This window comes from Amycolatopsis bartoniae (genome assembly GCF_014191255.1).
In the GTDB taxonomy this organism is placed as follows: Bacteria; Actinomycetota; Actinomycetes; order Mycobacteriales; family Pseudonocardiaceae; genus Amycolatopsis_E; species Amycolatopsis_E bartoniae.
Genome location: NZ_JACHWH010000002.1, coordinates 929,924 through 942,828, shown reverse-complemented (window position 1 = coordinate 942,828; position 12,905 = coordinate 929,924). Strand labels below are relative to the sequence as shown.

The 12,905-nt window shown below is 71.9% G+C and carries 9 protein-coding genes; 2 read left to right on the top strand and 7 right to left on the bottom strand.

Translation table 11 applies throughout. The annotated features are described in order from the left end of the window. Positions 1–30: 30 nt before the first annotated feature. Genes treZ through malQ form a run of 4 tightly spaced genes read right to left on the bottom strand, consistent with a single transcriptional unit; the run spans position 31 to position 8,084 of the window. Positions 31–1,746: a malto-oligosyltrehalose trehalohydrolase gene (gene treZ / locus FHX82_RS16410; protein ID WP_145932666.1), complete on the bottom strand. Its 1,716-nt coding sequence runs from the start codon at positions 1,744–1,746 to the stop codon at positions 31–33. Beyond that, the gene (treY, locus tag FHX82_RS16405) at positions 1,746–4,001 is read right to left on the bottom strand and encodes a malto-oligosyltrehalose synthase (protein WP_145932667.1); all 2,256 of its coding nucleotides are present in this window, start codon (positions 3,999–4,001) and stop codon (positions 1,746–1,748) included. The genes treZ and treY overlap by 1 nt, the downstream gene beginning before the upstream one ends. Then, on the bottom strand, positions 3,998–6,127 hold the full coding sequence (glgX, locus tag FHX82_RS16400; protein WP_145932668.1) for a glycogen debranching protein GlgX: 2,130 nt from the start codon (positions 6,125–6,127) through the stop codon (positions 3,998–4,000). Before glgX ends, treY begins: the two co-directional genes overlap by 4 nt. 10 nt (positions 6,128–6,137) lie before the next feature. Then, positions 6,138–8,084 carry a 4-alpha-glucanotransferase gene (gene malQ / locus FHX82_RS16395; RefSeq protein ID WP_145932669.1) on the bottom strand — a complete coding sequence of 649 codons (1,947 nt, stop codon included), beginning with the start codon at positions 8,082–8,084 and terminating at the stop codon, positions 6,138–6,140. A gap of 62 nt (positions 8,085–8,146) precedes the next feature. Between malQ and FHX82_RS16390 the strand changes: the two genes are divergently transcribed. Then, the gene (locus FHX82_RS16390; RefSeq protein ID WP_145932670.1) at positions 8,147–9,406 is read left to right on the top strand and encodes an alpha-amylase family protein; all 1,260 of its coding nucleotides are present in this window, start codon (positions 8,147–8,149) and stop codon (positions 9,404–9,406) included. Here FHX82_RS16390 and FHX82_RS16385 read toward each other — a convergent pair. From FHX82_RS16385 to FHX82_RS16375, 3 genes are all read right to left on the bottom strand, one after another. Next, entirely contained in the window at positions 9,403–10,008 is a 606-nt protein-coding gene (locus FHX82_RS16385; RefSeq protein WP_145932671.1) for a dihydrofolate reductase family protein, read from the bottom strand. The genes FHX82_RS16390 and FHX82_RS16385 overlap by 4 nt on opposite strands. Before the next feature lie 70 nt (positions 10,009–10,078). Then, positions 10,079–10,666: an HdeD family acid-resistance protein gene (locus FHX82_RS16380; RefSeq protein ID WP_145932672.1), complete on the bottom strand. Its 588-nt coding sequence runs from the start codon at positions 10,664–10,666 to the stop codon at positions 10,079–10,081. 29 nt (positions 10,667–10,695) lie between these two features. After that, a complete protein-coding gene (locus tag FHX82_RS16375) occupies positions 10,696–11,583 on the bottom strand; it encodes an NAD(+)/NADH kinase (protein ID WP_145932673.1) in 888 nt (295 codons plus the stop codon). A 63-nt stretch (positions 11,584–11,646) separates the two neighbouring features. On the opposite strand from FHX82_RS16375, the gene FHX82_RS16370 reads away from it, so the two are divergent. Further along, positions 11,647–12,864 (top strand): MFS transporter, encoded by a 1,218-nt coding sequence (locus tag FHX82_RS16370; RefSeq protein ID WP_145932674.1) that lies wholly within the window; start codon positions 11,647–11,649, stop codon positions 12,862–12,864. Positions 12,865–12,905: the final 41 nt, after the last annotated feature.

Genomic DNA, 12,905 nt, shown 5'->3' with positions numbered 1-12,905 from the left:
CCGCAGCTCAGGAGTTATTTTTGGAGATGCTCAATCGAGCAGCTCCACCAGCGCGAAGGACTCCGGGGGCAGCGTCGCCGTCGCGCCCGTCGCCGTCGCCTCGCCCCACGACAGCAGTACCTGCGCGGCCTCGCCGTCCAACGGGATGGTCACCGGTTCCGGGCCGAGGTTGCACGCCAGCCGCAGGGAGCCGCGGTACAGCAGCAGCCACGAGCCCTCCGCGCGGACCTCCAGGCGGTCCAGGTGCGGGTCCGCCAGCGCCGGCCACTCCCGCCGCAGCCGGATCAGCGACCGGTACAGCTCCAGCACCTCCCGGTGCCCCGGCTCGGCCACCTCCACCCAGCGCAGCCGCGACCGCTCCACCGTCGCCGGGTCGATCGGGTCCGGCACCTCCGACTCGCCCCACCCGTGCCGCGAGAACTCCCGCCGCCGGCCCGTCCGCACCGCCTCCGCCAGCTCGGGATCGGGGAACGACGCGAAGAACTGCCACGGCGTGCTCGCCGCCCACTCCTCGCCCATGAAGATCATCGGCGTGTACGGCGAGCAGAACACGATCGCCGCCCCGCACGCGAGCAGGCCGGGGGACACCGTCGCCGACAGGCGGTCGCCCGTCGCGCGGTTGCCGATCTGGTCGTGGTTCTGCAGGTACGCCAGGAACCGGTGCCCCGGCACCGTCCGCGTGTCCACCGGCCGCCCGTGCGTGCGGCCGCGGAAGGACGACCACGTGCCGGCGTGGAAGAAGACCTCCTTGAGCGTCCGGGCCAGCGCGCCCGGCGCCGCGAAGTCCGCGTAGTACCCGCTCGTCTCGCCCGACAACGCCACGTGCAGCGCGTGGTGCAGGTCGTCCGACCACTGCGCGTGCAGCCCGTACCCGTGGGCCTCCCGCGACAGCACCAGCTTCGGGTCGTTGAGGTCCGACTCGGCGATCAGCGTCAGCGGACGGCACACGGCGGCGGAAAGCGCTTCCACCTCCCGTGCCAGCTCCTCCAGCAGGTGCGTGGCCCGGCGGTCGCTCAACGCGTGCACCGCGTCCAGCCGCAGCGCGTCGACGTGGAAGTCCCGCAGCCAGCCCAGCGCGTTGTCGATCACGTACCGGCGGACCTCGTCGGAGCCCTCGCCGTCCAGGTTGAGCCCCGGGCCCCAGTCGTTCTGCCCCGCGAAGTACGGCCCGAACCGGTCGAGGTACGCGCCCGACGGGCCCAGGTGGTTGTAGACCACGTCGAGCACCACGGCCAGCCCGCGCGCGTGGCAGGCGTCGACGAACCGCTTGAACCCGTCGGGCCCGCCGTACGGCTCGTGCACCGCGCCCCACAGCACCCCGTCGTAACCCCAGCCCGCGGTGCCGTCGAACGAGTTCACCGGCAGCACCTCGACGAACGTGATCCCGAGGTCGACGAGGTGGTCGAGGCGCTCGATCGCCGAGTCGAACGTGCCGCCCTCGGTGAACGTGCCGACGTGCAGCTCGTACAGCACCCCGCCCGGCAGGGCCCGGCCCGTCCACGACTGGTCGGTCCAGGAGAACGCGCCGTGGTCGTACACCCGCGAAGGCCCGTGCACGCCCTCGGGCTGCCACCGCGAACGCGGATCCGGCAACGGCTCCTCGTCCTCGCCCAGCAGGAACGCGTAGTCCGTGCCCGTCGCGTCGGAGTACCACCAGTCGCCGTCGCGCAGGGTCATGTCGTGGTCGGCGCCGTCGACCCGCACCCGGACACGGTCCTGCCCCGGCGCCCACACCGTGAAAGCCATCAATCTCCTCGCACCAGCAGTGCCACGGGATACCGCGACAGCAGACGGGACAACTCCCCGGCCGCGGAGGTACCCGTGAAGACGTCGGTCCACTCGCCCGGCGGCAACGGCAGCACGGTGTTCCGCCAGCCACCGCCGTTCGCGAGCCCGACCGGCAGCCGCGTCGCGACGACGACCAGCCCGTTGCGCTCGAACGCGAGCGCGTGCTCGGCCGCGGGACCTTCGGCGTGCAGCCGCTTGTAGCCGCGGAACAGCTCGGGGTGGTCACGACGCAGGGTCAGCGTCCGGTGCACGACGAGCAGCTTCGCCGCGCCCGTGTCGTCGACCTCCGGCAGCTCGCCCGCCTCGATCCGGTCGAGGATCTGCCGGCGCACGCCGTAGTCCACCGGCCGCCGGTTGTCCGGGTCGACCAGCGACAGGTCCCACAGCTCGGTGCCCTGGTACACGTCGGGCACCCCGGGCGCGGTGAGCTGGACCAGCTTCTGGCCCAGCGCGTTCGACCAGCCCGGCCCCTTGATCCGCTCGACGAACTCCTCGACGCCCAGCTCCGTAGCGCCGAGCACGCGGTCCGGCCACTCGGCGACCTCCTGCTCGAACGCCTCGTCGTGGTCGGTCCAGGTGGTGCGGATCTTGGCTTCCTTGGCGGCCTTGTCGAGGTAGCCGCGCAGCCGGTCGGCCGAAATCGGCCAAGCGCCGACGAGTGTCTGCCACGCCAGCAGGTTCAGCGACGGCTCGTCGATGCCGTGCGTCGCCGTCCACCGCTCCACCGCGTCGGCGAACTCGTCCGGTATTTCCGACAGCACGGCCAGGCGTGCCCGCACGTCCTCGGACCGCTTGGTGTCGTGGGTGGTCAGCGTGGTCATCGCCGTCGGCCAGCCCGCCTCACGGGCCGCGGCCGACTCGTGGAACTCCGCGACGCTCGTGCCGAAGTCCGCGGGCGAGCCGCCGACCTCGTTGAGCGCCGCGAAGCGGGTGTAGCGGTAGAACGTGGTGTCCTCGGTGCCCTTCGCGACGACCATGCCGGAGGTCTGCTGAATGCGCGTGGCCAGCTCCCCGTGCGGCTCGGCCCGCACGCGCCGGTCGATTTCGTCCACAGTGGACGCCAGTTCGGGCCGCTTTTCCTTGGCCCGCTGGACGGCCTGCGCCCAGTGCGGCTCGCCCTCGGGCAGGTACGACCGGTACACCGGGAACGCGATCATCAGCTCGGCCACGGCGGCGGGCGCGTCCGGCGCACCCACCAGCGCCCCGATCCGGCGCATCTCCGCGACCAGGATCGAGTCCGTGACCAGCCGGCGGGCCTCCTCCTCGACCGCCGCGTAGTCCGGCGAACCGGCCAGCAGCGAGAACCGCGGTGCGCCCGCCGGATCGACGAACAGGCCGGAGATCTCCCGCAATGCGTCGTAGCCGGTGGTGCCGTCGACAGGCCAGCTCTGCGGCAGGTCCTCGCCCGGATGCAGGATCTTCTCCACCACGAGCCACGCCCCGGGCGCGCCCTCGCGCAGCCGTCGCATGTACCCGCCCGGGTCGGCGAGGCCGTCCGGGTGGTCCACGCGCAGGCCGGTGACCTCGCCGTCGGCGACCCAGCGCAGCACCTCGCCGTGCGTGTCGGCGAACACCTCCGGCACCTCGACGCGCACCGCGGCGAGCGTGGTGATGTCGAAGAACCGGCGGTAGTTCAGCTCCGCGTTGCCGCGCCGCCAGCCGACCAGCTCGTAGTGCTGCCGCGCGTGCACCTCCTGCGGCGAGCCGCCCTCGGTACCGGGCGCGATCGGGAAGCGGTGGTCGTAGTAGACCAGCTCGTGGCCGTCGGGGGAGTCCTCGACCTTGAGCTCCGCGACGGCGTCGTCGTCGCCCAGCACCGGCAGCAGGATCCGGCCGCGGCTCCAGTCGATGTCGAAGTGCCCCGCGTACGCCGAATCCCGGCCGTGACGCAGCACGTCCCACCACCACGGGTTGGCCTTCGCGACCTCGACCGCCATGTGGTTGGGCACGATGTCGACGACGAACCCCAGCCCGGCCTCCCGCAGCTTGGCGGAAAGCGCTTTCCGGGCCTCCTCGCCGCCCAGTTCGGGCCGCGCCCGCGTCGGGTCGACCACGTCGTAGCCGTGCGTGGACCCGGGCGTCGCGTCCAGGACCGGCGAGGCGTACAGCGCGCCCACGCCGAGCCGGCGCAGGTAGTCGACCTGCGCTTCGGCGTCGGCGAAGGTGAACTCGGGGCGCAGCTGCAGGCGGTAGGTCGAGCTCGGCGGCGTCATTCCGCGGCCTGCTCGCAGCGCTGGAGCACCATCAGCGCCCTGGCGGGCAGGGTGATGCTGCCGCCCGCGGCCACGTGCGGCTCGGCCGTCTCCTCCGACACCTCACCCTTCGCGGTGTCGATCACGATCGCCCACTCCGACCCGTACTCGTCGTCCGGCAGGGTCCAGTCGATGTCCTCGTAGTGCGCGTTGAACGCCATGAGGAACGAGTCGTCCTCCACGCGCATGCCCCGCTGGTCCAGGTCCGGGATGCCCTTGCCGTTGAGGAACACGACGACCGACCTGCCGAAGCCGTCGTCCCAGTTCTGCTCCTTCATCTCCTGGCCCGCGGGGGTGAACCAGGCGATGTCGGCGACCTCGTCGCTCTTGCGGATCGGCCTGCCCTGGAAGAACCGCCGCCGCCGGAACACCGGGTGGTTGCGCCGGAACTCGGTCAGCTTGCCGACGAAGTGGACGAGGTCCGCGTTCTCCTCCAGCAGCCGCCAGTCCACCCACGAGAGGTCGTTGTCCTGGCAGTAGGCGTTGTTGTTGCCCTGCTGCGTGCGGCCCAGCTCGTCGCCGTGCAGCAGCATCGGCACGCCCTGCGACAGCAGCAGCGTGGCGAGGAAGTTGCGGCGCTGGCGCTCGCGCAGCGCGTTCACCTCCGCGTCCTCGGTCTCGCCCTCCACGCCGCAGTTCCACGACCGGTTGTCGTCGGCGCCGTCGTGGCCGTCCTCGCCGTTGGCCTCGTTGTGCTTGTCGTTGTAGGACACCAGGTCGTGCAGCGTGAAGCCGTCGTGCGCGGTGACGAAGTTGACCGACGCGAACGGGCGGCGCCCGTCGTCCTGGTACAGGTCGGACGAACCCGTGATGCGCGAGGCGAACTCGCCCAGCGTCGAGGGCTCACCGCGCCAGAAGTCCCGCACGGTGTCGCGGTACTTGCCGTTCCACTCCGTCCACAGTGGAGGGAAGTTGCCCACCTGGTAGCCGCCGGGCCCGACGTCCCACGGCTCGGCGATCAGCTTCACCCTGCTCACCGTCGGGTCCTGCTGCACGAGGTCGAAGAACGTGGACAGCCGGTCCACGTCGTAGAACTCGCGCGCCAGCGTGGCGGCCAGGTCGAAGCGGAACCCGTCGACGTGCATCTCGGTGACCCAGTACCGCAGCGAGTCCATGATCAGCTGCAGCGTGTGCGGGTGCCGGACGTTGAGCGAGTTCCCGGTGCCCGTGTAGTCCATGTAGTACTTCGGCTGGTCGTCGACGAGCCGGTAGTAGGCGTGGTTGTCGATACCGCGCATGGACAGCGTCGGGCCCAGGTGGTTGCCCTCGGCGGTGTGGTTGTAGACGACGTCGAGGATCACCTCGATGTTGGCCTCGTGCAGGGCGCGGACCATGCCCTTGAACTCCTGCACCTGGCCGGCCTGCTCGGGCAGCGCCGCATACGCCTCGTGCGGGGCGAAGAAGCCGATCGTGTTGTAGCCCCAGTAGTTGGCCAGCCCCTTCTCGACCAGGCCGTGGTCGGTGATGAACTGGTGCACCGGCATCAGCTCGATCGCCGTCACGCCCAGCTTCTGCAGGTGCTCGATGACCGCGGGGTGCGCGAGCCCGGCGTACGTGCCACGCAGCCGCGGCGGCACCTCGGGGTGGTTCATCGTCAGGCCGCGCACGTGGGCCTCGTAGATCACCGACTCGTTGTACGGCGTGCGCGGCGGCCGGTCGTCGGCCCAGTCGAAGAACGGGCTGACCACGGTGGCGAGCGGCACGTGCCCGGCGGAGTCGCCGTCGTTGCGCTCCCCCGGCGAGCCGAAGGGGTAGCCGAACAGGGACTCGTCCCAGTCCACCCCGCCCGAGATCGCCTTGGCGTACGGGTCGATCAGGAGCTTGTTCGGGTTGCAGCGCAACCCCTGCTCCGGGTCGTAGGGGCCGTGCACGCGGTAGCCGTAGCGCTGGCCGGGGCCGACGCCGAGCAGGTAACCGTGGTGGACGAACCCGTCCACCTCGGGCAGGGTGACGCGCTCCTCCTTGCCCTCCTCGCCGATGAGGCACAGTTCGACGCGGTCGGCGACTTCGGAGAACAGGGCGAAGTTGGTCCCGACCCCGTCGTAGGTGGCTCCGAGTGGGTAGGGCGTTCCGGGCCAGGGCGGCAACGTGGTCTCCTCAGCGGTTCAGCGGGCGCGCGGCCCGCAGGGTGGCGACCAGACGGCTCACGCCGGGGTCGGCGAAGAACTCGTCGACGGTGACGGGCAAGGGTAGCCGCCAGTTCGGGTACTGGTCGACCGTGCCCGGCAGGTTGGGCTGGCGGCGTTCGCCGACGACGTCGGCGGGTGCGGTCAGCAGCAGGCGGGACGCGGCGGAGGCGAGCAGCGTGTGCAGCGCCGCCACCATGTCTTCGTGCGGAATCCCTTGCTCTGCAAGGAAGTTAGTCAGTGCCTCCCGTTCCTCCGCGGCGCTTTCGTACTCCCGCTCGGCCGGTCCGTCGAGCAGGCCCAGCTCGGCGCGCACCCGCACGTGCTCCGAGGTGAGCCAGCCGGCCACCGTCGGGAGGTCGTGCGTGGTGATGCTCGCCATGGACTCAGAATCCCACTTTCCCGGCGGGACAAACGGATGTCCGGGTGTGTCGTAGTCGCGCTGGAACCACAGCACGGCCGAGGAGAGCATCCCGCGCTCGTGCATCGTCTCGGTCACTTCGGGCTCGACGGTGCCGAGGTCCTCGCCGACGACGACCGCGTTCGCGCGGTGCGCTTCCAGCGCGAGGATGCCCATCATCGCTTCGGCGTCGTAGTGCACGTACGTGCCGCGTGACGGCGGCTCGCCCGGCGGGATCCACCACAGCCGCCACAGTCCGGCGACGTGGTCGATGCGCACCCCGTCGGCATACTGGAGCACGCCGCGCAGCACGTCGCGGAACGGCGCGTAGCCGAGCTCGGCGAGCCGGTCCGGCCGCCACGGCGGAAGGTTCCAGTCCTGCCCCTGCTGGCTGAACGCGTCCGGCGGCGCGCCGACGGTCACCTTCGCGGCGAACGCGTCGCCGAGCGCCCACGTGTCGGCGCCGCCGGGGTGCACACCCACGGGCATGTCGTGCACGATCCCGACCGGCATCCCGGCGTCGTGCGCCGCCTGCCGCGCGGCGTCGAGCTGTTCGCGGCACAGGTGCTGCAGCCAGGCGTGGAACGAGATCCGGTCGGCCAGCTCCTCCCGCGCCGCGGCGACCTCGGCGCTGTCGCGGTCGCGCAGCGGCTCGGGCCACTCGCGCCAGTCCGGGCCGTGCCGCTCGGCGAGGGCGCTGAACGTCGCGAAGTCCCGCAGCGCCGGGTCCGGTTCCGCGATGTCCTGCGGCCACAACAGCTCCAGCGCGGCCAGCTTCGCGTCCCACACCGCGTCGTAGTCGATCAGCTCGGTGTCCGGGTCGGGCTTGAGCGCGAGGATCCGTCGGCGCGTGGCCTCGTCGGCGTCCGCAAACGCTTTCGTGGCCGTGACCCGCAGGTAGAGCGGGTTCGCGAAGCGGCGGCTCGCCGGGGAGTACGGCGAGCGCTCGATGGGGTGCGTCGGGCTGATCGCCTGCACGGGGTTGACCAGCAGCACGCCCGCGCCCAGCTCCTCGGCCGACCGCCGGGCCACCTCGGCGAGATCGCCGTAGTCGCCCGCGCCCCACGACTCGGCCGAGCGCAGCCCGTACAGCTGGAGCATCCAGCCCCACGCGGGCGGCACGTCGGGCAGCCGGTCCGGCACCACCGCCAGCACGACCTCCTGCTCGCCGGTCACCACGCGGTGCCAGCCCAGCGGCAGGTCGGCGGGAATGGTGCCGTCGATCTCGCGGCGCGTGCCGTCCTCCAGATGGAGCACGGCCGGGCCGCCCGCGTCGTGCCCGGTACCGGCCCGGAGCACGAGGGTCGGGGGGAGGGCGGTACGTTCTCGTGTCTCGCGGACGGCGGCGAGTTCGCGCCGGATGCTTGCGGGGCTCGACGCGTCGACCCCGAACTGGGCGAGCACGGCGACCACGACGTCATCGTCGACGACGACCTCGCGTTGTTCGGAGTTTTCGTAGCGGGTAGCCACGCCGTACGCGGCAGCGAGTGCCGAGAGGTCCGAGAGGTCCTGATCCACCCGTAAAGCATCGCGGTCGGCGGCGGCAGGCGCTACCGATAGGCATGAGACGAGGAGCACGGATGGTCCGCTGGGCGGAGCACGCGATCTTCTGGCACGTCTACCCCCTGGGGTTCACCGGGGCGCCGCGGGCCGCCGCGGAGAGCCCGGGCCAGCACCGGCTCCGCCGGCTCGCCGACTGGCTGGACTACGCCGTCGAGCTCGGCTGCTCGGGCCTGCTGCTCGGCCCGGTGTTCGCCTCCGAGACCCACGGCTACGACACGGTCGACCACTTCCGCATCGACCCGCGGCTCGGCGACGAGCAGGACTTCGACCGGCTGGTCGCCGCGGCGGGGGAGCGGGGCCTGCGAGTGGTGCTCGACGGGGTGTTCAACCACGTCAGCGCCAGGTTCGCGCAGGGACGGGACTGGTTCCGCCGCCGCCCGGACGGGGCGTACGACGTCTTCGAGGGGCACCACCATCTCGTCGCGCTCGACCACGCCAAGCCCGCCGTGGCCGAGTACGTGACACGCGTGCTCAACCACTGGCTCGACCGGGGAGTGTCGGGCTGGCGGCTCGACGCGGCGTACGCGGTGCCCCCGGAGTTCTGGCAGCGCGTCCTGCCCGCGGTGCGGGAACGGCATCCCGACGCGTGGCTCGTCGGCGAGGTCCTGCACGGCGACTACACGGCCTACGTCGAGCGCAGCGGGCTCGACTCGGTCACGCAGTACGAGCTGTGGAAGGCGATCTGGAGCTCGCTCAACGACGGGAACTTCTTCGAGCTGGCCTGGGCGCTGAAGCGGCACGTGGCGCTGCTCGACGTGTTCGTGCCGCAGACGTTCGTCGGCAACCACGACGTCACGCGCCTGGCCTCGCGGCTGACCGACGAACGCCACTTCGCGCACGCGCTCGTGCTGCTCACGACCCTCGCCGGGGTGCCGAGCATCTACTACGGCGACGAGCAGGCGTTCCGCGGCCTCAAGGAGGAACGCGAGGGCGGCGACGACGCGATCCGCCCCGCGTTCCCGCGTGAGCCCGGCGAGCTGGCGCCGTTCGGCTGGCCCACCTACCGCCTGCACCAGCGGCTGATCGGCATGCGCCGGCGGCACCCGTGGCTGGTGCGGGCGCACACGTCGGTCGAGCACCTCACCAACCGCGCGGTCGCGCTGCGGTCCCTCGCGGCCGAGGGCGAGGTGCTGACGCTGCTGAACATCGGGGATGAGCCCTACCGGTTCCCGTTGGACGTCACCGGTTTCTCGGTGATCGCCACCGCGTCACCCGGCGACCGCCCCGGCAGCACCGTGCCGGGGCACGGCTGGCTCGTGCTGGCCAAGTACGCCTAGCCGATGGTGCCGTAGGTCGGTGCGCCGGTGGGTTCGTAAGCCAGGTGGAGCATGCCGTTGGCGTAGGCCGTCGAGTCGACCAGCCGCAGCGCGGTGGGCGGCATCCCGTCGCCGAACACCTTCTTGCCGGTGCCGAGCACGAGCGGGTCGACCAGCAGGTCCAGCCGGTCGACGAGGCCGGCGCGCAGCAGCTGCTGCACCAGGTTGAGGCTGCCGATGACGTGCACCTCCTCGTGGCGCTCCTTCAGCGCGGCGACGCTCTCCTCGACGGGCTGGGCCAGCAGCGTCGTGCCCTGCCAGGACGGTTCGGTGAGCGTCCGGCTCGCGACGTACTTGGGCACGCCGTTGAGCAGGCCGGTGAACGGCATCTCCTCGGGAGCGGTCGGCCAGAAGCCGGCGAACACGTCGTAGGTCCGGCGGCCGAGCAGCAGGGCGTCCATCGACTGGGCTCTTTCGAACCCGGCCTTGCCCGCCTCGGGGTCCAGGAACGACGCGTGCCACCCGCCGTGGCGGAAGCCGCCGTCCCGGTCCTCGTCGGGCTGTCCCGGCGACTGCGCCACTCCGTCGAGGGTCATGAACTCGTCCACGATCAGCTTGCCCACGGTGGTTCCTCTCTCCGCTGTGTCTGTCGATCGGTGCAGACCCCGCGGAGGCTCGAAACTCACCGCCCGGCTAGACGGACCGGTGCGCCCTCCTGAGCAACAAGCCGAACGCGATCGCGCTGACGCCACGGACGACGAGTGTGATGCCGAGCCAGATGGCCAGCGTCAGGATCGTCAGCCCGGGCCAGGCGAGCGCGATGATCCCGATGACCAGCGTCAGCACGCCGAGCGTGAGCCACAGGCCCCACATCGGCAGGGCCCGGCGTGCCGCGATCGCACCGGCCGCTTCGATGACCCCGCCGACGACGAGACCGACACCGACGGTCGCGGCGAGCGCGAGCAGCGTGATCCCGGGCCAGGCCAGCGCGATCACGCCGACGACGACCCACACCACGCCGAGCGCGTAGGCGGGCCAGCGCCGGTGCTGCCGGTCGGCGGTGACGAGCTGGTTGACACCCTCCACGATGAGCGCGATCGCGACGAGTGTCGCCAGCACGCCGACCGCGGTGGCGAGGTTCGCGAGCAGCAGGACGCCCAGCACCGCGGTCGCGAGGCCCAGCAGCGTGACCAGCCACCAGCGCCCGGTCACGCGGCGGACCTGCTCGCCGAGGTCGGTGGGGAGCCCGAAGGGCCGGTACGTCTCGCGTGGGGTCGTCATGTCGCCTCTTTTCCCCGGCGGCGAGGGCCTCAACCCAGTCGCTTCCGGACGTGTTCGGGAACGAGGTCGAGCAGCTGGTCCGGTCGCAGCGGCAGGTCCAGCAGGCTCAGTTTGACGCGGCTGCGGCTCGCGTGGGTACCGGCGGACAGGCGCACCACCTTCGCGGCGTCCAGGAGCAGGCGGGCGGTGACCACCCCGTCCGGTGCCAGGTGCTCCGCCTCGGTGCCGTCGACCTCCAGCCCGACGGGCGCGCTGTCGGGCGCGAGGTGCAGGCGGATCTCGTCGCTGGGCCCGAGCACGACCGGGCGGCTGACCCCGGCCATCGGCGCGACGGGCGTGACCACGAGCGCGGGCGCGGACGGCGAGACGACCGGCCCGCCGGCGGCGTAGTTGTAGGCGGTCGAGCCGGTGGGCGTCGCGACCACCAGCGCATCGCAGCGGTAGTAGCCGAACTGCTGGCCGTTGACCGTCAGATCGACCGACACGGCGCCGCGGCCGAGCCGGGTGAGCACGAGGTCGTTGAACGCCGTGTGCTCCCCGGTGGTCAGGCAGCTGTGTGGTTCGACCGTGAAGTCCTCGCGCACCAGCTGCTCCAGCGCCATTTCGAGCTGGTGCGGCTGGACCTCGACGAGGAAGCCGAGGTTGCCGTGGTTGACGCCGAGCACGGGCACGGAGGTGCCGACGACGAGCCGCAGCGCGCCGAGCATCGTGCCGTCCCCGCCGAGGCTGAGGATGCCGTCCACCTGCCCGGCGAACTCCTCGTCGGGCACCGTTTCGGCCTCCGGCACCCGCGCGGCCTGGGACTTGCGCACGAGCACCCGGCACCGGTGGCCGGCGGCGAAGTCGAGGATCGTGCGCACGGACGAGTCGACGGGTTTGCTCGGGTGCACGACGAGCCCGATGTTTCCGATCCCCACGGGGCCGACTATAGGCAGGAAAACCGCTTCGCGTCGGCGCGCACGTGCTGGCAGGGTGACGCGGTGCTGTTGGACCTCACGCCGTTGCGCACTTCGCCCGCCTTCCGACGTTGGTGGACGGGCCGGACGTGCTCCGCGTTCGGCGGGCAGCTGACGCTCGTGGCGGTGCTGTTCCAGGTCTGGGGGGCCACGGGCAGCACGGTGTGGACGGGCGCGGCGGCGCTGGCGCAGGCGTTGCCGATCCTCGCGTTCGGACTGTTCGCCGGAGCGCTGGTGGACCGCGTGGAGCGGCGGAGGTTCTACCTGTGGACCATCACCGGCCAGGCGGTGTGCTCGATTGTCCTTGCGGTGCAAGGGTTCCTGGGCGGTTTGCCGATGCCCGTCCTGCTGGCGGTGCTGGCCGTGCAGTCCACTTTCGGCGCGGGAAGCGGGCCGGCGGCGCGCACGTTCGTCCCCCACCTGCTGCCCGCGGAGCAGCTCGCCGCGGGTCTCGCGCTGAACCGGATTTCCTTCCAGGGAGCCATGTTGCTCGGTCCCGCGCTGGCCGGGGTGGCGCTGGGCTGGCTCGGGCTCGGCGGCTGCTACGCGCTGGACGCAGCCACCTTCCTGCTGGCGTTCCACGGTGTTCTCGGGTTGCCGCGCGTGCGGGCGGAGGGTTCGCGGCCGGGCCTGCGCGGGGTGGCGGACGGGCTGGCGTTCCTCGTGCGGGAGCCGGGGGTGCGCGGCGCGTTGCTGACGGATCTCGCCTCGATGGTCCTGTCCATGCCGGTGAGCCTGTTCCCGCTGGTCAACGCGGAGCGCTTCGGCGACAACCCGCGCACGCTGGGCCTGTTCCTGAGCGCGATCGCCGTCGGGGGAGTGGTGGCTTCGGTGTTCTCGGGCACCTTCACGCGGCTGCCACGGCCCGGTCTGGTGATGGTCGTGGGATCAGTCGGCTGGGGCGTGTCGCTGACGCTGTTCGGGCTGGCGCCGAACCCGTGGCTCGGTCTCGGTTGTCTGGTCCTCGCGGGGGCCGCGGACACGGTGTCGGTGGTCTCGCGCAGCACGGTGATCCAGCTGCGCACCCCGGACGCGCTGATGGGACGCGCCGCGGCGGCGGAGCAGATGGTCGGGCAGGCGGGCCCGGACGTCGGCAACCTGCGCGCGGGCCTGGTGGCGAGCGCGACTTCCGGCACGGCGGCCCTGGTGAGCGGCGGGGTGCTGTGCGTGCTGGCGGTGGCGCTGGTCGCGTGGAGCACGCCACGGCTGTGGGAACCGGTGGTTGACGGGAAGTTCACGTGAGGGCCTCGCGGTGGCCACGTGCCGGTGGGTTGTGGTGACTG